The 20,795-nt window shown below is 43.8% G+C and carries 25 protein-coding genes; 12 read left to right on the top strand and 13 right to left on the bottom strand.

Annotated elements, in window-relative coordinates; genetic code table 11:
- Nucleotide 1: 1 nt before the first annotated feature.
- From hscA to FTT64_RS05630, 7 genes are all read right to left on the bottom strand, one after another.
- The gene (hscA, locus tag FTT64_RS05600) at nt 2-1,861 is read right to left on the bottom strand and encodes a Fe-S protein assembly chaperone HscA (RefSeq protein ID WP_180182123.1); all 1,860 of its coding nucleotides are present in this window, start codon (nt 1,859-1,861) and stop codon (nt 2-4) included.
- A gap of 39 nt (nt 1,862-1,900) precedes the next feature.
- Entirely contained in the window at nt 1,901-2,416 is a 516-nt protein-coding gene (hscB, locus tag FTT64_RS05605; RefSeq protein WP_016659013.1) for a Fe-S protein assembly co-chaperone HscB, read from the bottom strand.
- 104 nt (nt 2,417-2,520) lie between these two features.
- Complete coding sequence (iscA, locus tag FTT64_RS05610; protein ID WP_005178462.1) at nt 2,521-2,841, bottom strand: iron-sulfur cluster assembly protein IscA; 321 nt, start codon at nt 2,839-2,841, stop codon at nt 2,521-2,523.
- A gap of 37 nt (nt 2,842-2,878) precedes the next feature.
- On the bottom strand, nt 2,879-3,265 hold the full coding sequence (iscU, locus tag FTT64_RS05615) for a Fe-S cluster assembly scaffold IscU (protein WP_005178460.1): 387 nt from the start codon (nt 3,263-3,265) through the stop codon (nt 2,879-2,881).
- Between the two features lie 102 nt (nt 3,266-3,367).
- Nucleotides 3,368-4,585 carry an IscS subfamily cysteine desulfurase gene (locus FTT64_RS05620; protein WP_005178458.1) on the bottom strand — a complete coding sequence of 406 codons (1,218 nt, stop codon included), beginning with the start codon at nt 4,583-4,585 and terminating at the stop codon, nt 3,368-3,370.
- 1 nt (nt 4,586) lies between these two features.
- On the bottom strand, nt 4,587-5,060 hold the full coding sequence (locus FTT64_RS05625) for an Rrf2 family transcriptional regulator (protein ID WP_005178455.1): 474 nt from the start codon (nt 5,058-5,060) through the stop codon (nt 4,587-4,589).
- Nucleotides 5,061-5,171: 111 nt separating this feature from the next.
- Entirely contained in the window at nt 5,172-5,819 is a 648-nt protein-coding gene (locus tag FTT64_RS05630) for a hypothetical protein (protein ID WP_180182124.1), read from the bottom strand.
- A 186-nt stretch (nt 5,820-6,005) separates the two neighbouring features.
- On the opposite strand from FTT64_RS05630, the gene FTT64_RS05635 reads away from it, so the two are divergent.
- The 3 genes from FTT64_RS05635 to FTT64_RS05645 all read left to right on the top strand — a co-directional run bounded on the left by FTT64_RS05635 (nt 6,006) and on the right by FTT64_RS05645 (nt 8,916).
- A complete protein-coding gene (locus FTT64_RS05635; RefSeq protein ID WP_005178447.1) occupies nt 6,006-6,473 on the top strand; it encodes a phasin family protein in 468 nt (155 codons plus the stop codon).
- A 169-nt stretch (nt 6,474-6,642) separates the two neighbouring features.
- A complete protein-coding gene (locus FTT64_RS05640; RefSeq protein WP_005178445.1) occupies nt 6,643-6,915 on the top strand; it encodes an HU family DNA-binding protein in 273 nt (90 codons plus the stop codon).
- Between the two features lie 129 nt (nt 6,916-7,044).
- Nucleotides 7,045-8,916, top strand: coding sequence for a SurA N-terminal domain-containing protein (locus FTT64_RS05645; protein ID WP_168399949.1), 1,872 nt, complete (start codon nt 7,045-7,047; stop codon nt 8,914-8,916).
- Nucleotides 8,917-8,986: 70 nt separating this feature from the next.
- Here the strand turns inward: FTT64_RS05645 and FTT64_RS05650 are convergent, their stop codons facing one another.
- A complete protein-coding gene (locus FTT64_RS05650) occupies nt 8,987-9,859 on the bottom strand; it encodes a DUF2797 domain-containing protein (protein ID WP_075174536.1) in 873 nt (290 codons plus the stop codon).
- A 35-nt stretch (nt 9,860-9,894) separates the two neighbouring features.
- Between FTT64_RS05650 and FTT64_RS05655 the strand changes: the two genes are divergently transcribed.
- Nucleotides 9,895-10,365 carry a DUF6231 family protein gene (locus FTT64_RS05655; RefSeq protein WP_005178437.1) on the top strand — a complete coding sequence of 157 codons (471 nt, stop codon included), beginning with the start codon at nt 9,895-9,897 and terminating at the stop codon, nt 10,363-10,365.
- A 107-nt stretch (nt 10,366-10,472) separates the two neighbouring features.
- A complete protein-coding gene (locus tag FTT64_RS05660; RefSeq protein WP_104498286.1) occupies nt 10,473-11,084 on the top strand; it encodes a YidB family protein in 612 nt (203 codons plus the stop codon).
- Nucleotides 11,085-11,191: 107 nt separating this feature from the next.
- Here FTT64_RS05660 and FTT64_RS05665 read toward each other — a convergent pair whose 3' ends face one another.
- The 5 genes from FTT64_RS05665 to FTT64_RS05685 all read right to left on the bottom strand — a co-directional run bounded on the left by FTT64_RS05665 (nt 11,192) and on the right by FTT64_RS05685 (nt 15,355).
- On the bottom strand, nt 11,192-12,232 hold the full coding sequence (locus FTT64_RS05665; RefSeq protein WP_180182125.1) for a porin: 1,041 nt from the start codon (nt 12,230-12,232) through the stop codon (nt 11,192-11,194).
- 354 nt (nt 12,233-12,586) lie between these two features.
- Complete coding sequence (locus FTT64_RS05670; RefSeq protein ID WP_180182126.1) at nt 12,587-13,000, bottom strand: HIT family protein; 414 nt, start codon at nt 12,998-13,000, stop codon at nt 12,587-12,589.
- A gap of 27 nt (nt 13,001-13,027) precedes the next feature.
- A complete protein-coding gene (locus tag FTT64_RS05675) occupies nt 13,028-13,297 on the bottom strand; it encodes a YARHG domain-containing protein (protein WP_045795400.1) in 270 nt (89 codons plus the stop codon).
- Nucleotides 13,298-13,379: 82 nt separating this feature from the next.
- A complete protein-coding gene (locus tag FTT64_RS05680) occupies nt 13,380-14,252 on the bottom strand; it encodes an NAD(P)-dependent oxidoreductase (protein WP_180182127.1) in 873 nt (290 codons plus the stop codon).
- A complete protein-coding gene (locus FTT64_RS05685) occupies nt 14,249-15,355 on the bottom strand; it encodes an alpha/beta fold hydrolase (protein WP_180182128.1) in 1,107 nt (368 codons plus the stop codon). Before FTT64_RS05685 ends, FTT64_RS05680 begins: the two co-directional genes overlap by 4 nt.
- A 137-nt stretch (nt 15,356-15,492) precedes the next feature.
- Here FTT64_RS05685 and FTT64_RS05690 point away from each other — a divergent pair, with 137 nt between their 5' ends.
- From FTT64_RS05690 to FTT64_RS05720, 7 genes are all read left to right on the top strand, one after another.
- On the top strand, nt 15,493-16,680 hold the full coding sequence (locus tag FTT64_RS05690) for an O-succinylhomoserine sulfhydrylase (protein WP_005178426.1): 1,188 nt from the start codon (nt 15,493-15,495) through the stop codon (nt 16,678-16,680).
- Nucleotides 16,681-16,760: 80 nt separating this feature from the next.
- Nucleotides 16,761-17,090, top strand: a complete 330-nt coding sequence (locus FTT64_RS05695) for a YbaB/EbfC family nucleoid-associated protein (RefSeq protein ID WP_005178423.1) — start codon at nt 16,761-16,763, stop codon at nt 17,088-17,090.
- 12 nt (nt 17,091-17,102) lie between these two features.
- On the top strand, nt 17,103-17,699 hold the full coding sequence (gene recR, locus FTT64_RS05700; RefSeq protein WP_005178420.1) for a recombination mediator RecR: 597 nt from the start codon (nt 17,103-17,105) through the stop codon (nt 17,697-17,699).
- 219 nt (nt 17,700-17,918) lie between these two features.
- On the top strand, nt 17,919-19,061 hold the full coding sequence (locus tag FTT64_RS05705) for an HRDC domain-containing protein (protein WP_104472778.1): 1,143 nt from the start codon (nt 17,919-17,921) through the stop codon (nt 19,059-19,061).
- 129 nt (nt 19,062-19,190) lie between these two features.
- Nucleotides 19,191-19,499, top strand: a complete 309-nt coding sequence (locus tag FTT64_RS05710; RefSeq protein ID WP_005178417.1) for a YcgL domain-containing protein — start codon at nt 19,191-19,193, stop codon at nt 19,497-19,499.
- Nucleotides 19,500-19,520: 21 nt separating this feature from the next.
- Nucleotides 19,521-19,904 (top strand): hypothetical protein, encoded by a 384-nt coding sequence (locus FTT64_RS05715; protein WP_045795396.1) that lies wholly within the window; start codon nt 19,521-19,523, stop codon nt 19,902-19,904.
- A gap of 37 nt (nt 19,905-19,941) precedes the next feature.
- Entirely contained in the window at nt 19,942-20,793 is an 852-nt protein-coding gene (locus FTT64_RS05720) for a MoxR family ATPase (protein WP_045795395.1), read from the top strand.
- Nucleotides 20,794-20,795: the final 2 nt, after the last annotated feature.

Below are 20,795 nucleotides of genomic sequence, written 5' to 3' on the forward strand. Positions count from 1 at the left end.
ATTAGTTTGAGTTTGACCAGTCATCGAGCTTGGTGCCTTTAAGAGCAGCATCAATATGCTGGTTCATGCGAAGCGCAGCAAAAGCATCACTGTGTATTTTAAGCTGTTCAATAGCCTGTTCAATAGCCTGAATATCGGTTGTTTCAAGCTGGCTGTACAAATGGGTTTTCGCACCATTCAATGCGTCCAGTTGTTCTGTGCTCAATAGCTGTGCATCAACTTTTAGTGCCTGCTCCAGAGCTTCCAGTTCACGCTGTGCTTCGACCTTGGTTTCCTGTAAATGACGCAGGTGTTTGTCTTCTTCTGCGTATTTGAAACCGTCAAGCAGTAAACGTTCGGTATCTTCGCTCGATAAACCATAAGACGGTTTAATGTCGATATGCGCGGAAACGCCAGAAGTCGTTTCTTTGGCAGAAACACTAAGCAGGCCATCGGCATCAACCTGGAAGGTGACTTCAATACGCGCCTGACCGGCAGTCATTGGTGGGATACCATGCAGGACAAAACGGCCTAAACTACGGCAATGCTCAACCAGATCACGTTCACCTTGCACCACATGAATCAGCATGGCGGTTTGTCCATCCTGATAAGTGGTGAATTCCTGACGACGCGCGACTGGAATTGCAGTATTACGTGAAATTAAACGCTCGACCAGACCGCCCATGGTTTCCAGACCTAAAGACAGTGGGGTAACATCTAAAAGCAATGAACCATCTTTGGTATTACCAATCAGCTGATTGGCCGTAATAGAGGCGCCAATCGCAACCACTTCATCCGGGTTAATAGTACACAGCGGTTCCTGGTTAAATACCTCACGGACAGCTTTTTGCACCGCATAGGAGCGGGTAGAGCCGCCAACCAGTACCACGTTTTGAATATCGGTCAGTTCCAGTTTGGCATCGCGCAGTACGCGTTTGCAGACGCTAATGGTCTTGTCTAACGCCACCTGAATAATGCTTTCAAAAGTCGCACGATCCAGTGTCAATGTTTGATCTAACAGTTGTAGTTCTACTGATTCCGCATCCGACAGCGCTTCTTTGGCCTGACGCGCTGCGACCACAAAGTGGGCATATTCAGTATCATTTAATGTGTCAATATTCAGCTGTTTTTTCGCCCATTTGACAATTAAACGATCCAGATCATCACCGCCTAATGCAGTATGACCACCGGTCGCCAGTACTTCAAATACACCTTGCGAGAAACGTAAAATCGATACGTCAAAGGTACCGCCGCCTAAGTCATAAATCACATAGTTGCGATCGGTACTTAAATTGCTGTCCTGATCCAGACCATAGGCCACTGCAGCAGCAGTCGGTTCATTAAGTAAGCGCAGCACATTCAGGCCAGCCAGTTGAGCTGCATCACGTGTGGCTTGACGCTGAGCTTCATCAAAATAGGCCGGAACAGTAATTACTGCGCCATTGACCGGATTTTTCAGGCTGTCTTCAGCACGGTCTTTCAGCTGTTTTAAAATTTCAGCCGAGATTTCTACCGGTGTTTTACGACCTTGTGCAGTTTCAAAAGCCGGCATTTCATTGGCTTCACCCACTAAATCGTAAGGGTGCTGAAACTTGATGTCTGCCTTGGAGCGACCCATAAAACGTTTCACTGAAACAATGGTATTTTTCGGATCGCTGGTGATAAACGGTTTGGCATCATTGCCATATTGCGTGGTATTTTCGGCATAATGAACAATTGAGGGAAGTAACACACGACCTTGTTCATCATGAAGGACTTTGGCTTGCGCCGAAAGAACAGTGGCCACCAGTGAATGTGTGGTGCCTAAATCAATTCCAATCGCAATGCGATGTTCATGCGGTGCGCTTGATTGTCCTGGTTCTGCAATTTGCAAGAGCGCCATTGTGTTACATCCTTTGCACGTTAATTTGAAAAAATAAAATTAAAAATCGTCATCTAAGTCAAAGCTGTCATCGTCGAGGAAACGATCTTCAGCCTTGTCAATATCGGTCATGACTTTCTGGAAGAAACGCAATTTACGTACTGTATCGCGTGCTTCGCCCCAGTCTTCATCTGCATAATCAATTTTAAATTCGCGAACCAGACCATCAATCCATTGCTGGACTTCGGTTTTCAGGGAAGCCAGTTCATCGGCAGAGCGGGCATCATCCAGCTGCTCACGAATTTCCAAGGCAGACTGTAAAAACTCAAAATCACTGATTGACTGATCCAGATGATAATCCTGTTTTTTTAAGCTCAGTAAATAACCTGCGCGGCTGTCAACCTGAGATAAAACTTTATACGCCTGGTTGATTTCGCTGGACTGAATCAGCGCCTGGTCTTTATCTTCGGCTTTATCGGGGTGATATTGTTGCTGTAACTTTAAAAATTCTGCTTTTAAAGTAGCCAAATCAATATCGAGTGCTACAGGCAGGTTAAACAGCTCAAAATGATTCATGGGAGAGATAATCCGCGATTGATTGCAAAAAAGGACTGCATAAATGCGATTAAAACAGTGTACAAGACACTGTTTTAATCTGCAAAAGAAGGGAGGGTCGGGAATTAAACCGTGAAGGATTCACCACAACCACATTCACCTTTTTTATTCGGGTTATTGAATTCGAAGCCTTCATTCAAGCCGTTTTTGACATAGTCCATCTCTAAACCTTCAAGATAGACTAAACTTTTCGGGTCAACGAATACTTTTACACCGTGCTGTTCAAATACCTGATCGTATGCATTGACGTCATCAACAAACTCAAGCACATAGGCCAGACCTGAACAGCCGGAAGTTTTCACGCCAACGCGAATACCTTCACCCTTACCGCGATTCTTTAAGTAATTGCTGATATGAGTTGCAGCATTTTCAGTTAAATGGATCATGAAAACTCCGTTAATCTGTCTTTAAAACGAGAAACAATTAAGCTTTTTGCTGTTTGGTACGATAGTCTTCAACAGCCGCTTTAATCGCGTCTTCTGCAAGTACAGAGCAGTGTACTTTAACTGGTGGTAAAGCCAGTTCGTTTGCAATATCAATGTTTTTGATGGCTTGAGCTTCGTCCAAGGTTTTACCTTTTAACCACTCAGTCACCAGTGAGCTTGATGCAATTGCCGAACCACAGCCATAGGTTTTAAAGCGTGCTTCTTCAATTACACCGTCATTATTCACTTGAATCTGTAAACGCATTACGTCGCCACATGCTGGTGCACCGACCATGCCTGTACCTACGTTGTCTGCATTTTTGTCTAAAACACCAACGTTGCGTGGGTTTTCGTAATGATCAATTACTTTTTCGCTATATGCCATTTTGCTTCTCCAAACCTCGGGGTCAGCGTTAATATTAATATGGGGTCAATATTCGTTTTATCAATGAGATGAAGCTGAATAAAGCTTCATCTCAGTGTCGAATTAGTGTTCCGCCCACTCAACTGTAGAAAGGTCGATACCTTCCTTATACATATCCCAAAGCGGAGAAAGTTCACGTAATTTCTCAACAGCAGCTTTGGTAATTGATAACACATGATCAATATCTTCTTCAGTGGTGTATTTGCCAAAACTGAAGCGAATTGAACTGTGCGCAAGCTCGTCAGACAGACCTAGCGCACGCAGTACATAAGATGGCTCAAGCGTTGCAGACGTACATGCAGAACCTGAAGATACTGCTGCATCTTTAAGCGCCATCATTAACGATTCACCTTCAACAAAGTTGAAGCTGACGTTTAAGTAGTTGGCTACGTTTTGAGTCGGGTGACCGTTCAGGAACACTTGTTCAAGGTCTTGCAGGCCATTCCAGAGTTTGTCACGTAACACGCGTAAACGGGTTTGTTCAGCTTCCAGGTTTTTACCTGCCAGCTCAAATGCTTCGCCCATACCTACGATTTGATGGGTCGCCAGCGTACCAGAACGCATACCGCGCTCATGACCGCCACCGTGCATTTGCGCTTTCAGACGCACACGCGGGCTACGGCGTACAAATAAGGCACCAATGCCTTTAGGGCCATAGATTTTGTGTGCAGAGAAGCTCATTAAATCAACTTTTAAGGTTGAAAGATCAATCTCGACTTTACCTGCAGCCTGTGCAGCATCAACGTGGAAGAAGATTTTGTTGGCACGGGTAATTTCACCAATTGCAGCAACGTCAGTCACGGTACCAATTTCGTTGTTCACCATCATCAGGGAAACAAGAATAGTATCTGGACGAATTGCGTCTTGAACCATTTCCGGGGTAATTAAACCGGTTTGTGGTTGTGGCTCAAGATAGGTAATTTCGAAGCCTTCAGACTCAAGCTCGCGGCAGGTATCTAAAATTGCTTTGTGTTCAATTTTAGAGGTAATGATGTGCTTGCCTTTAGATGCATAGAATTGAGCCACACCTTTTAGGGCAAGGTTGTCAGATTCAGTTGCGCCTGAAGTCCAGACAATTTCACGTGGGTCAGCTTTGATCAAGTTCGCAACTTGTTCACGTGCATATTCCACTTTTTCTTCTGCTTGCCAGCCATAGGCATGTGAACGAGATGCTGCATTACCGAAGGTGCCTTCGAAAGTTAAGCATTCCATCATACGTTCTGCAACTTGAGGGTCTACAGGAGTTGTTGCTGCATAGTCAAGATAGATCGGACGTTTCATGTCAAATACCTGTAACCGATAAAAGGGCTGAATCAAAAGATGCTGAATTTTGGCGAATTGCAACGGCTTGAACGTTGTCACGAGCTACAAGATCAGCAAGGGTGATTTTTGCAAGATAATCGGCAATATGGTGGGAGAGTTCTTGCCATAAATCATGGGTTAAGCACATTGCACCATTCTGGCAGTTGCCTTTATGGTCACAACGGGTGGCATCAACCGTTTCATTTACAGCTTCAATGATTTCTAATACGGTGATTGTATCGGCACTGCGCGCCAGGTGATAACCACCATTGGCTCCGCGAATACTGGAAACCAGGCCGTGACGCTTTAATTTCGCAAATAACTGCTCAAGGTAAGCGACAGAAATAGATTGTCGAGCTGCAATTTCTGCAAGAGTGATCGTTTGTTCAGTTGGCTGCAAAGCTAGATCAAGTAGAGCAGTCACTGCGTAGCGACCGCGAGTGGTTAAGCGCATGATTCGATACACATGGTTGGACTAGATGTGTAGATTCTATGAATCCTGACTAAAATAGTCAAGTTTTTTTATTATTCGGATATTCGATTCAATCACAGGGAAATTAAGGATTTAAACGATCCATAAATTATACACTAATAACGCAATTAATAGCAGAGTAATTAGACTAAAAGCCAGATTAATTCGCTTTTGGTTGCGCTGCATGCGACGAATGCGGTTTTTATACTGTTTAACTTCTACCTGCAGGGTATTAATGGTCGAGCGTTGCAGGTCAATTTTCTCTAATAACGGGGCAATCCGGCGTTTAGAGGTTTCCAGTTCCTGCTCGTGTTCAGGATCGGCCAGCCATTGACGCCAGTCCGAAAGTACTTTAGGGATACTGAATAAGGTCAGCAGGTCGCGGAATTCATCTTTTAAGGTCGGGTCGCCTTCAATGCGCATGGCTCGAATACTGCGGCGATTCCCCAAGACAAAAATCTTAATCAAATCCAGCAATGTGGTACGGACATCTAATTCGACGGCTTTTTCAGGTGCTTTTAGATCAAACAGGATGCCGTGTTCGCTAAACTGCAAATAGAAGTCGAAATAGGGGATATAGCTGTTAATTTTGACTGCAATTTTCTGGTCTACAAATTTTTTGGCCTGAAGTGCAACAACACGATCATATTTCAAGATAAAGCTAAAGATTGTTTCCAGAACAATCATCACCATCGTCAGCAACAAATGTGATTCATTTTGTCTTTGTTGCGATTCATTCATACAATTTAGTCCCTAACCAGATCGAGTCATGCATATCCAAGCGGTGCATTACCAGGAAGTAATACATAATATTCTTGCTTTGTAGAACAGTTTAACAAAACGTTCAAGTGCTTAATTTGCTATTATAAGAGCATTTTGTTGGTTTATGATATTGAATGGTATACAAAATAAGCAGGAGAAATGCGAATGGATGAAGCAGCAGTAGAATCGCCAGAACCACAAAACGAAAATGAAAAAGCGTCTAAAAACAAAGCAAGAGTACGTTCTGGGCGTAAATCGGCGCTGGATTTTCGCAAATATACCAAACAGATCTGGCTGGCCGGCTTAGGCGCGTTTTCCCGTGCTGAAGAAGAAGGCAATAAATTATTTGACTCACTGGTCAAGGTGGGGGAAGAACTGGAATCCAAAACCACCGAAATTGCCGATCAGACCGTAGAAAAAGTTTCTGAAAAGGCCAAAGAATCGGTGGTCGATACCAAAGATAAGGTCGAACGGATGATTGACCATAGTGTTCATCATTCCTTGAACCGTATAGGGCTGGTAACCGTGAAAGATATCCAGCATTTAGAGCAGCTGGTGCTGCAACTGCACAGCAAAGTCGATGCTTTAATTGAAGAAAATAAGCAATTAAAAGAACAACTCCTGAAAAAGTGAAAATCTCGACAGCTTTGGCATTTTTTTGGCAGATTTTTGCAACTTATTTTGTATAAATGCGTCTGGAGAGTATTGCTTTTACCCTCAAAGCATTGCTATAAAGGCATTACGGTAACTTAAACGAAATCTTTGGACCTTAAATAAACGATATTAAGAGGACGTAATCTTCATGAATAAATCAGAATTAATTGATGCAATTGCAGAGAAAGGGGGATTGTCTAAGACTGACGCTGGTAAGGCTTTAGACGCTACAATTGCTTCAATCACTGAAGCGCTGAAAGCAGGCGACACAGTGACTTTAGTGGGCTTCGGTACTTTCAATGTGAAAGAACGTGCTGCTCGTACAGGCCGTAACCCACAAACTGGTGAAACACTTGAGATTAAAGCAAGCAAAGTACCTAGCTTCAAAGCGGGTAAAGGTTTAAAAGATTCTGTAGCTTGATCTTTTAAGCAGTATTAAACGCGCCTCCTGGCGCGTTTTTTATTAATAATCAGAGTTTCGGGTTTTAATACATTCATTCGCTGAGGGTTTTCGGTTAAAATCCTGCACAAGTAAAATATTGGAATACTTATGGAATCTTTTCGTAATGTTATTAAGGGCTGGTTGGGCAAGGTTTTGCTCGTTCTGTTTCTGATCCCTTTAGCACTTGTAGGTATTGAAGGATATTTTAGTGGCGGCAATTCTGCCGACTCGGCAAAATCAGTAAATGGGCAACAGGTTTCCAAACAGGAATTAGAAGCCTTATCCAACTCATTAAAACAACAATATCTCAGCTATACACAGGGCGATGAGACCTTGTTGAATCAGGCGTATATTGAAAATAAAGCACTCGATACTCTGATTGCACGCACCTTGCTGTTACAACAGACTGAACATTTGGGTATTTCCTTAAGCGATGCGCAAATTGAGCAGATGATTGCCCAGCAACCAAGCTTTCAGGAAAATGGCCAGTTTTCTGAAGCACTGTATGCCAATTACCTGCGTTCAGTGGGTATGAGCAGTCAGGCTTTAATCCAGAATCTGCGTCAGGATCATGCCTTGAAAATGCTTAGCGCGAGCTTTATGGATCATGCCTTGGTGAGCGAGCTGGATATCCAGCAGATTGCCAATTTACAAACCGAACAGCGTACCTTGCATTTATCCAGCATTAAACTGGATGAATATAAGAAAAATATTCAGGTTTCAGCGCAAGAAATCAGTGATTATTACAATAAACATTCGACCCTGTTTAAGCAGGTCGCCAATGTTGATGTCGACTTTATTGTTCTGACGCCAGCACATATTTCCGCGACTGAAGCTGCAATTACCGATGCAGAATTGCAACAGGCCTATGACAAGTTTGTTGAAGCCCAGCAAAAAAATGCAGCGCGTGAGGTTAAACATATTTTAATTACCACCGATGCACGTGATGATGCAGCTGCCAAAAAACTGGCGGATCAGGTGTATGCTGAAATCCAGCAGGGCACCAGTTTTGCCGCTGCTGCACAGAAATATTCAGAAGACCCGGAATCTAAAGACAAGGGTGGCTTATTTGAGGCTTATGACGTGGGTGCCTTTGGCAATGCCTTTGATCAGGCAGTCACCAGTCTGAAATCAGGTCAGATTTCTCAGCCGGTGAAAACCCAATATGGTTATCATCTAATTCAGGTTGAAACCGATGCAGTTCAGGTGCCTTCTTTTGAAGCGGAAAAAGCCCGTTTAACTGCAGAACTGAAAAAGACCAAACAGCAAAATGCCTTCTCGGATACGGTAAATAGCCTGAATGAGATGGTGGTGGGTAGTGATGCGCTGGATGTGGTATCTCAGGAAGTCAAAGGCACCAAGGTTGAATCGGTAAAAGGCTTTAGTCTGGCCTCTCAGCATCCAGTATTATCTGATCCAAGTGTGAAGGTGAAACTGTTTAATGATGATGTGAAAAACGGCGATCGTAACGCTTCAAGTAACATTCAAATGGCCAATGGTAATGTGGTTTGGGTGAAAGTACGTGAGTATCATGCTGCGGGTGTGCAAACCCTGGCTGAAGCAACACCACGTGTACGTGCCAAACTGATTGAAGAAAAAGCCTTTAATGCAGCCAAAGCCAAAATCCAGAAATCACTGGATGAGTTCAAGACGCAACCGGCTGCAGAAGTCTTGGCTCAGCAGCAAATCCGTTTTGAAGATGCTGGTGTATTTACCCGTGCTGAAGGTCGTTTAAAGCGTGAAATTGAGCGTGCTGCATTTAGCTTGATGCCACCGAAGCAAGGGATGTGGTCTGTGACCACGGCAGCTTTGCCAAATGAACTGGTGGTCGTGGCAGTATCGAATGTGAACCGTACCACTTCAAATGCTTTAACGCCTGAACAGTTACAGGAGCTGGCCAAGTTGTATCAACAGCTGCGCGCCCAGCAAGAACTGGATGACTATACCCAGTATCTGAAAGCTAAAGCAGATATTGAATAAGTCTGACTGCATAATAAAAAACCGGCGCAAACGCCGGTTTTTTTATTGTGCTTATATTTTGGTGAAAAGTTTATTCAGTACGGATAATCAGTTCATAGCCGGTATATTTACGGATATTAATTACGCCAGTATCTAAAATTAAATATTGTCCTTTAATCCCGAAAAGTTTGCCGCGAATCACCGGGGTTTTATCCAGATTATGCGATTTAATTTTTTCAGGATACTGTTCCACCGGATAAATAAACTCACGTGGACGTTCCTGCTCCATCAATTCCAATGTTTCATTAAACTCAAGATTCTGGTTAAATTCTTCACGAATGGTGCTGATTTTTGGTGCAAATTCTTCAATCAGCTGGTCACGGGTCGCAATTAAATCGACCGGTTCAGCTTCACCTTTGAGCAGTTTGCGCCAGTCGGTTTTATCGGCAATTTGCGAACCAAACATGATTTCCAACTGGCCAGATAAACGACGAGAGCCGACTTTCATAATCGGTAAGGCCTGAGTCGCCCCTTGATCCAGCCAGCGTGTTGGCATTTGGCCAATACGGGTAATCCCGACCTTTAAGCCACTGGAGTTGGCCAGGTACACCACATGCGGTTGGAAGCAGACAGATCGTGCAAATTCTTCTTCGCGGCAAGTGCCTAAATGATAATGACAGGTTTCCGGTTTCATAATACACATGTCACAGGACGCTTTGGTTTTAAAGCATTTAAAGCAGTGACCTTGTGAATAGGATTTTGGGGTTTTGCTGCCGCAAGAAACACAGTAAATATTGCCGGTCCATTCAATTTCTATTTCTTGACCCAAGCGAAAAGGCAGTTCGATTTCTGAGCGATCCAGAATAAATTTATATTCAACATTTGCCCGGTGTGTCTGTTGATCAGTTACACTAAGGTCCTTTAGACCTGCATGCATTTTATGGCAAATGCCTTGTAGTTCCATAAAAAATACTCACTTTCATCATAAGGAATGCAGTCATGGCTGAGATGAATGTCATCACTTCTATGCTAGACGATTTAACCCAGGAGCAGCCAGTTTCTACTGCATTGTGTATTGGTCAACATCTTGAACAATACGATCATCATCAGACAATTCAATGGCAATATTTTAACGTAACTACGCTTTTAAATCTGCCTTTTACCCAGCGTTTTGATTTGGCTTTTGTACTACTCGATACTGAAGAAATGGCAGATTTGAGCAGCGCGCAGAAATCGCAGCTTTTGGTGAAACTGCGTGATTTGCTGGCCAAACGTATGGTGGTGGTGACTAAACGTCAAGATGAACCTTTATTACGTGCCTTGGGCTTTACCCAACTGATGGATAAAAGCCAGCCGCAGCATGACCTAATGTTGTGGCAATTTAATATTTTGACCTATAAGCATGTACCGGACTGGTTTAATTCCAAATTCTGGGCTAACCCGGAAAACTGGGATAAATATCGCTGGTAATGCTCAGCTTTTCTGCGGTTTTTGCAAAAACATAACAATTTCGGATGTTTCAAATGAATGAAGCATCGTATGCTGAGTGAATGTCATTAAAGGAAGAAATAAAAATCATGACAAACTTAAGCAATATTGTGGAAATTTTGGCGAAACAGGCCTTAGGTTCAAATTCCAATCAGCACCAATCCCAACAAAGTGGTGGGCTAGGCGGTATTCTCGGTTCAGTTCTAGGTCAACTTGGAAATAATCACCAGCAGAGTGGGCAAAGCCAGCAAGGCGGTTTGGGTGGGATTTTAGGCTCTGTGCTGGGCCAATTCGGTGGTTCCAGTCAGGGGCTAGGTGGTAGTTCTAAAACTTCTCTTCTGGTTGCGGTATTGCCTTTGGTGCTGGCCTGGATTCAAAAGCAGGGTGGTTTGCAAGGTGCACTGGACAAATTAAAAGGTCAGGGCCTAAGCAGCCAGGTGGATGACTGGGTTTCGACCGGGCCGGGCGAGAATGCCAGTGTGAATCCGCAGGAAGTCCAGAATCTGTTTGATGATGAAGAAGTGGAACAGGTAGCGCAGCAAACCCATGCCCCTAAACAGGATATTTATGGCGCAATTTCACAGGTGTTGCCACAGATTATTGACTCTTTAACTCCACAGGGTGAGCAGACCAGTAAAACTGAAGCCAATAATGATATTCAGAATGTACTGAATATGGTGTCAGGTTTCCTGAAAAGATAAGCCTGTTTATATGATGAAGCCAACCTGAGGTTGGCTTTTTAAATCCATAAATCTGGATATAAAAAACACGCCGAAGCGTGTTTTTTTGCTTTTTAGGTAGGTTAGACTTAGAAGTCGTAACGGAAACCTAGAGAAAAACCGAATGCATCTTCGCCATCAACACCGCCTACGCTATTTGAGCGGCCTTGAGCCCATGGAGTCAGATTTGAGTTTTCATCATTCAGTACAGTAGCCAAGTTACCATACACACGTACTGCTTTGTCTAGGCGATGTTCAAGACCCACTGCAAGAAGAGTTGCATTTGCATCATCTGCATCTACATCACGGTGGAACACTTGACCACGTAAATAAGTTTTTGGCGCAAACTTATAATCCGCTGCTACACCAAATACTTGAGCATCTGGGTTGTCAGCATCGTTATCATGCGTTAAATACTGATATAAACCACCGAAGTTTAATTCAGGTGTGATTTTATATGCAGCTGCAACACGGAAGCCATCACGTTCACCACGGTTTGCATCTTCTTCATAGTGTTCATACGCAGCAGCAAAATCAACTGGACCTTCTTTATATGTTAAAGCAAGGTCATAAGCTTTATCTTTATTTGCTTCGTTATCTACGCTGTTATCTTCGTGTAGAGATAATGCGCCGATTACATTAAAGCCACCGCCAAATTTTGGTGATTTATATTCAATCGTATTGGCATTACGTTCATCAAAACGTAAGTCACCTTCACGTGTTACGTTACGGATATCACCTAATTGGTCACCAAAGAAGTTGACTGGACCGCGAGCCACTTTAAACGGGCTGTCAAAGCGACCTACACGTGCCTGACCAAAATCACCTTTTAAACCAACGAAAGTATCGCGAGTTGCAAACTCTAAATCATCGTTTGCTGAACCGCTAGCGAAGTTAATTTCTTGTTCGATTTGACCAAAAACAGTCATGCCGTTTTCTAATTTTTGTTCAGCTTTGAAGCCTAAACGAGAAGAGTTTGAAGATAGTCCAACTTCATTATAGTCTGCACCATCATCAAGATAGTCTAAAGATACGTGTGCACGACCATATACTTTTACATCAGCAGCCATAGCTAATGCTGGTGTAAATAAGGTTGCCCCAACTGCTAATGCGCAAAGCGTTTTTTTCATGTGTAGCTCCAATACAGACTATTGTTTTTAGTCCTAAACATTGTTCAGAAGTAGGGTAGATCTACTGCTGTTCTCTATTGGTGCTAAGTATTCCTTACAAATGCGACAGTAATATTAAGGAAATATTTCAAAATTATTAAAAAGTACAAATTAGATCAAAAACTTACCTTTAATCGCAAATTTTAAGTGAACAAGTTTTTAAATTTAGAAAAAATTTATGAAATGAATAACTTAATTGCAAGGGGAGTGACATATTATTGTCATCAATGCTGTGGTTAATCGTGAAATTAAAACATGAAGCGAAAAAAATGGAGCGAGTGCTCCATTCATTTTTAATACAGTTTTGGAAATATTTTAAAGCGCTGCTTTAATCTTTTCAGCCAGTTGCATGATTTTTTCCTGGTCACCCATCTGCGCAGCATGTTTACCGAGTTGATGTACCGAGGTAGGAATGAGGTGGAAATGAACATGCGGTACAGTTTGTCCCGCAGCAGCGCCAGACAGCTGCATTAATACAATTCCATCTAGTCCTAAGGCTTTTTCCATGGCTTTAGCAATTTTTTGCACAATCTGGATGGTATATGCTGCAGCTTCGGCAGGTAGGTCCAATAATGTGACTGCAGGTGTTTTAGGAATAACCAAGGTGTGACCATCGGCTTGAGGCATGATGTCCATAAACGCAAGAACCTGTTCATCTTCATAGACTTTAATTGCAGGCAGTTCTCCACGCAGGATTCTTGCAAAAATATTTTGATCATCGTAAGCCATGATATTTCCTTTAATCAATGCATTGAATTATTTACAGTTCAATTCTTTCTGACGCGCCTTGATTTCGTCAAGTCGTTGTTGCTCTCTTTCAGAAAATTTTGGCTTGGTGGTATAGCAGTTGTCATTGCCAAACTTGGCTTTGGCTTCAGGATCTTTAAAGCAGAAGCCTTTTGATGCATAAATCACATCATGATCATTTTTCAGCTTTTGACATTCCTGTGCTGAAGCAAAAGCCGTGGTATTTGCCCCAATGAATGTTGCAAGACTGGTCAATAATGCAACAGTGAGCTTATTCATACGAGTTTCCTCTGTAATAACATTGTGGGTAAGCATCTACTCACAATATTAGGTTTTATTCTGATTATTCAATGGCCAGATCTTACTCAATTGTAATCTTGCTCCAGGCCTCATACATTTTAACGGCGCTGGAGAAGTCGCTATCTGGTTCAGCAGTAGCATTGGCAGCCTGAATCAAACTTTGGGCCAGTCCGAGTACCGGTGCTGAAAGTTTTGCATCGCGTACCAAGTCTAAAGCAATTCCGGTGTCTTTGGCCAGTAGCGGCAGGGCAAAGGTTAGTGGAAATGCGCGATTAAGAATACGCTGGGGTAGCACCATTTCCGTTACCGCGCTTTTGCCGCTTGAGGCATTAATACAATCCAGCGCTTCGTTTAAGTTTACCCCATGCGCTTTTAAGGTGGTAAATCCTTCGGCAACGGCGCATAAATTGACAGCCATCAACATGTTGTTAATGGCTTTAACAGCAAAACCAGCGCCCGGTTCACCGACATGCTTGATCAGTTGCCCAAAAGCCTGCATTGCGGGTAGGGCTTTTTCAAAAGCTTGCGCATCACCGCCCACCATCACGGTTAAGGTGCCTTTTTCTGCGCCTAGGGTTTGTCCACTGACGGGTGCATCTAAAAAATCGACCTGTTGTACTTTGAGCTGCGCAGCCACTTTTTTGGCAGAATCTGGAACACCGCTGGTACAGTCCACCCAGATAGAGCCGGCTTTTAGCGTCAAACCCTCTAACAGATGTTCTACATCCTGGCTGGTCGGCAGGCAGGAAAAAATCACATCGGCCTGTACGGCCTGTTCAAGCTCAACCGCCTGTGTAGCATATTCCGCTGCGTGTTGCTCGGCTTTGGCAAAATTACGGTTCCAGACATAGACTGTATCAAAATGCTGGGGTAAATGTGCGGCCATGCGGTATCCCATAGCGCCCAAACCAATAAATGCAACAGACTGAATCATGCGGTTTCCTTGTGTATTTTTGTCGATCTTTGCTCGAGCCACCGGGTCAGCTTGGGCCAGAATTCATTGGCACTTTTCTGGCTGGACATCAGGCCTAAGTGACCACCCGGAATAAGAGTAAACGTGACATCTGTACTACTTGTCAACTGGCTTAAAGGCTGTGCAGCGGCAGCCGTCACAATCTGGTCGCTTTGCCCGGCCCCGACAAATAAAGAACAGCGAATATTTTTTAGTTCAATATGTTCATCCTTCAGGCGGATAATGCCGTTTTTTAACGGATTTTGCAGCCAGACATTCAGTACCATGTCCTGATTAATCCCGCCCGGATAATCAATCATATTGTTCAGGAAATTCCCCAGCGTGGCATGTTCATGCAGCACTTGCGGGTCGTTCAGATTGAGAAACAGCTGGCGCTGACTGTCCAGCCAGCCTTTAGGATCTAGAATTTTAAAACCTAAAGCGTTGATGATGCCGGGCGTATGAATGAAATGTGGGGGAATAGAGCCCTGATGTAAGGCCTGTTTTAATTTGTGATTACGTGAAATCAGCTGGTTGCTGCGTTTAAACAGCTGGCCGATGCGACCGGAAGCATAACTATCTACCGGGCTGCCCAGCACCATCAGGTTTTTCACGATCTGAGGTTGACGATAGGCGGTATACAGCATCACAAAGACGCCGGCCATACTCCAGCCATGTAAGGAAATCTGCTCACTATGGGAATGCTGTCGAATCTGTTCAATACAATGCGGAATTGCGGCATTAATAAAGTACATAAAATTTAAATGACGATGGGCATAGTTTAAACGTCCCCAGTCAATCAGGTAGACATCAAAACCGCTATGCTGGAAATGCTTGATTAAAGAGCGATAGGGATACAAATCATAAATCGCCATATTAATCGCCAGCGGCGCAACAAAGACCAGCGGCTCCTGATAGGCTTTATTGGGTGAAGCGTAATAACGGATTTGTGCGTGTTGGTATTCGCCAATGATCTCATACGGTGTGGTTTGGGAGATCACCAAAGTCTTGCTGTTAAAAAGCCGGGTCGATAAGTTTTTTAACTTCTTGCGTTGATCTGCAAATTTTTTCTGTACTGGGTTCATAGCCTCTATCTGCTTGTCATGACGCTGAGTTGGATGAAGTCTAAGCGATATTTCCATATTTTACCTTGACCTTAAACACCTTGGGCGCTCAAAATGTTGGCAATTCTTATAACGGTAGTCTAAGGGCGAAAATCGAGATGAGCGAACAAGACGAGATCGAATATCAGTTAGATACTTTGGCAATTCGTACTGGTCATGACCGTACCTTCGAGGGTGAGCATAGTGAACCCATCTTTTTAACATCGTCTTTTGTTTGCGAAAGTGCAGCTGATGCAGCCGCCAAATTTTCTGGGCAAATTGAAGGGAATACCTATTCCCGTTATACCAATCCGACTGTCCATACTTTTGAAAAACGCTTAGCAGTGCTCGATGGCGCAGAACGTGCCGTGGCCACCAGTTCAGGTATGGCTGCAGTACATGCAATTACCCTGGCCTATTTAAAAGCCGGCGATCATGTGGTGTGTTCACGCGCGGTATTCGGTTCGATCATTTCATTATTTGAAAAATACGTCATGAAATTTGGCGTAGATGTAACCTTTGTTGATCTGGAAGATTTAGCGGCCTGGCAGCAGGCGATTCGCCCGAATACACGTTTACTGTTTATTGAAACCCCATCTAATCCATTGGCGCAAGTGGGTGATTTGCAAGCGATTGCTGATATTGCCCATGCAGCCAATGCTTTGTTTGCCGTCGACAATACTTTCTGTACCCCGGTTTTACAGCAGCCGATTAAATTTGGTGCGGATTTAATCATTTATTCATCAACCAAATATATTGATGGTCAGGGCCGTGCCCTGGGTGGTGCTGTGGTCGGTAATCACCAGTTGCTGGAAGAAATTAACGGCGTGATTCGTACCCTGGGTAACTCGATGAGCCCGTTTAATGCCTGGGTCTTCCTTAAAGGTCTGGAAACCCTGAACCTGCGGATGAAAGCCCACTGTGCCAGTGCACAGAAGCTGGCAGAATGGCTGGATGCCCATCCAAAAGTGGAAACCGTATATTACGCCGGTTTGCCGCAGCATCCAGGGCATGAGTTAGCGAAAAAACAACAAAGCGGTTTTGGCGGTGTTGTATCGTTCGTGGTGAAAGGTGAGCGTGAAGGCGCATGGACTGTCATTGATAACACGCGTTTCTTATCCATTACCAGTAACCTTGGTGATGTAAAATCTACAATTACCCATCCTGCTACCACCTCACATGGCCGTATGTCTGCCGAAGCCAAACAGCAAGCCGGTATTTCAGAAGGTTTAATTCGTGTTTCTGTGGGTCTGGAAGATATTGATGATATTATTCGCGACCTTAGCCGTGGTTTAGACCTGATTTAATTTATAAATTCTGACATCTTTTTGCTGAATTTTCGTGTAGAGTGCTTAGCCAAAGATGTCAGTTTTGTTCGGAGATTTTTATGAACATTAATATGTTAATGCAGCAAGCGCAGCGCATGCAGAAAGAAGTAGAAAACAATATCAAGAAAGCCAAAGAAGAACTGGCACAAACTGAAGTGCATGCCGAAGCGGGCGGTGGTCTGGTCAAAGTAACCATGACCTGCCGTAACGTGGTGAAGCGTATTGAAATCAATCCTGAACTGTTACAAGACGATCCAGACATGATTGAAGACCTGATTGCTGCGGCCATGAATGATGCAGCGCGTCAGGCAGAAACCATTTCTGAAGAACGTATGAAAGCAGCGAATTCTGGTATGGGCTTACCACCAGGTTTGGCAGGCATGTTCTAAGGTAGCGCATCTGTGTTCAGCGATCGTTTTGATCAACTGGTACAAGCCTTGCGTATTTTGCCAAGTGTTGGGCCAAAATCGGCCCAGCGCATGGCCTTGCACCTGATCATGAAAAACCGTGAAGGCGCGCTGGGTCTGGCTTATGCCTTAAATGAGGCGACCACGCATATTCACGAATGTTCCATCTGCCATTCTTTAACCGAAGATGAAGTGTGCAATATCTGCGCATCTTCGGAACGTGATGAAGAATTACTCTGCGTGGTGGAATCACCAGCCGATGTCATGGCAATTGAACAAAGTGGCAGCTTCCGCGGTAAATATCATGTTTTGGGCGGGCATTTATCGCCGCTTGACGGGATTGGTCCGGAAGAAATCGGGATTCCAGCTTTAATTCACCGTTTAAGCTCGGGTCAGGTCAAAGAAGTGATTCTGGCGACCAATGCCACGGTAGAAGGTCAGGCGACGGCGCATTATCTGGTCGAAGCGACCAAGCATTTACCGGTGCAGATGACCCGGATTGCCCAGGGCGTGCCGCAAGGTGGTGAACTGGAATATATCGACAGTCACACTTTAAGTCAGGCTGTCCATAACCGTATGCGCATGAAATAAGTACTCCGATGCTTATTTCATCAGATTTCAACTTTTTAAATTGTGTCTTAATCCAATATTGAAACTTTAACTAAGATATAAAAAATATAAACTTTTGTTTATCTTGAGCTTAAACTTTAAAAAAATCAGCAAAATATACCGTAAGTTTTATTTTTTTATAGCTAAATTATATTTATTGGTTAAAATACCCCTTGAGAAACTTTAACGACTCTCTCTGCTATGTTCCAATTTATTCAACAGCAACAAGACTTTGAAAATGTTTTAACATTAATGAGTCAAAACTCTACCTATGGACTGGATACCGAATTCATCAAGGTTGATACCTTATGGCCCAAATTGGGGGTGTTCCAGATTAATGTCGCAGGAAAAGTTTATTTGTTGGATGGAACAACGCTGAATCTTTCGGCGTTCTGGGAAAAAATCTTCCAGGCGCAGCAGAATATTTTCCATGCTTGCGGCGAAGATATCGACCTGATCTATCATTATGCCCAGCAAAAATCACTGAAAAATGTATTTGATACCCAGGTTGGCATGTCCTTTTTGGGCTATGGTCTGCAGGTCAGCTATCAGAATGCTCTAAAGCAGGTGCTAGAGGTCGATATTGACAAAGACCAGACCCGCTCGGACTGGCTGGCGCGACCATTATCACCGGAACAGTTGCAATATGCAGCCAATGATGTGCTGTATTTAATGCAACTGGCAGAAAAAGTACAGCAGGACTTGCAGCAAAAATCGTTACTGAATCTGGTGGTAGAAGACTGCCGTCATTTAACCCAGGAAATTGGGGAAGATACACCGCTAGAGCGTCTGTATCAGGATGTCGGTAATTACCGCCATTCACGCCGTCAGCTCATGCAGTTGCAGCAATTGGTGGTCTGGCGTGAACAGATGGTTAAGGCTTTAAACCAGCCACGCAGCTTTATTCTGAAAAATACCACCTTACTGGATCTGGTTGAAAAAAATCCGAAAAATAATTTCCAGCTGTCACACGTGAAGGAAATCCGTCCGAATATTTTACGTGAACATGGCAAAACTATTTTAGACCTGTTGAAATTCCTACCCGATCCAGAGCATTGGCCGCTGCGCATGGCGCGTCCAATTCGCCATTCTTCCAAAGAAGTCGGGCAGCACATTGAGCAGGTGATTCAACGCGGCGTCAATGAAACCGGCATCCCTAAAGAAGTGCTGATGCGGAAAAAATGGCTGAATGCCCTGTATCAGCATGTGGTATTTAAAAATGATGAGCAGGATTTACCAAGCTATTTATTGGGCTGGCGTTATGATCTGCTGACCAAGCCGCTGATTGAAGTGCTGCATCAAGATCAGCAGTATTTATCCAATCATATGAAAGTGATGGATTAAAAAAACAGCAAACTGCTGCCAGAATTATGATTTGTACACAATCACGACTGATGCGTTAATAATCACTAATGTATCCGTCTTTTTTTTGATGTATGCTTTGGCCTGAGTTAAACGAGTATTGTGCTGAATATGTTCTGTTCAATTTATAAATCGAGCAAAAAAGATGAAATGTATCTTTATGTCGCTCGTATTGAAAGCCAAGATGATCAAGCAGAAGCGGCAGATCCGCTTGAAGTGGTACCGGAAGTACTGCGTACTGCATTTGGTCGTGCAACGTTTGTCATGGATTTAGAATTGCATGAAAACCGTAAACTCGCGCGGGCCAATATTCTGCATGTCATGGATTCGATTCAAACAAAAGGCTTCTTTATTCAAATGCCGCCAGAAGGTTTAATTAATCCGAATGCGGTTGAGCCAGAAGGCTTACGCGGTGCCTAAGTTAAATTCAGGAGTTGAGTGATGGAAAATTTAATGACTTTTTTAGAATCAATTCCTGAAAATACCATTGCCGTTACGGTCTATCTATTGGGTAGCCTGATTATTTTATGGTGCTGGTATGAAATTGCCAAACGTCTGCCTCATCCACTTGGCGGCGTAAGCTGGATTGTGGTCTTTGCTATCTTGCTGACGCCTACCATTTCCGAAGGGCATAATGCAGGTATTGCACCGGCCACCTTTGGTTTGCTGTTTGGTGTATTAACCAAGGAAATGCCGCTGGTCTGGTCCAATTTATCTGCCATTCTGGTGGTGATTGGTTTAGGACTGGTGGTTGGTTATTTCTGGTCTAAATATAGCCAGCGTAAGGCAGGTCTTGCTGCCAAGAACAACAGCACAGCGCTTTAATTACAAAAATAAGTTTAAATTGAAATAAGGTTATCTCATGTCTGTAGATACACAACACTTCACTGGTACTGATCAATACATCGCCACTGACAGCTTAAAGCTGGCGGTGCAGGCGGCACGTCGTTTACAAAAGCCCCTGTTAATTAAAGGTGAACCGGGTACCGGTAAAACCTTACTGGCCGAGCAGGTCGCGCAAAGCCTGGGACTGAAACTGATTACCTGGCATATCAAATCGACCACCAAAGCCCAGCAAGGCCTGTATGAATATGATGCCGTGTCGCGTTTACGTGATAGCCAGCTGGGGGATGACCGGGTTTATGATATTAAAAACTACATCAAGCCGGGCAAACTGTGGGAAGCGTTTAGCAGTGAAGAGCGCTGTGTACTGCTGATTGATGAAATTGACAAGGCCGATATCGAGTTTCCAAACGACTTGCTGCATGAGCTGGATAAAATGTCCTTTTTCGTTTATGAAACTGGCGAAACCATTAGCGCAACGCAGCGTCCGATTGTGATCATCACTTCCAATAATGAAAAAGAACTGCCCGATGCTTTCTTGCGTCGCTGTTTCTTCCATTATATTGATTTCCCTGATGAAGCCACCATGCGCGACATCATCAATGTGCATTTCCCGAATATCTCCACGACTTTGGTGTCAGAAGCCTTACAGGTGTTCTTTAAACTACGCCAGATTCCGGGCCTGAAAAAACCGCCTTCAACCTCTGAGCTGATTGACTGGCTGAGTCTGTTAATGGCGGATGACATGCCGGACGATATTCTGCGTAATGCTGACAAAACCAAAGCCATTCCACCGTTGTACGGTGCGCTGATTAAAAACGAGCAGGATGTTCAGTTACTGGAACGCTTAGCCTTTATGGCTCGTCGTTAAGG

It is taken from the genome of Acinetobacter sp. Q186-3 (assembly GCF_013420655.1).
Classification (GTDB): Bacteria; Pseudomonadota; Gammaproteobacteria; order Pseudomonadales; family Moraxellaceae; genus Acinetobacter; species Acinetobacter indicus.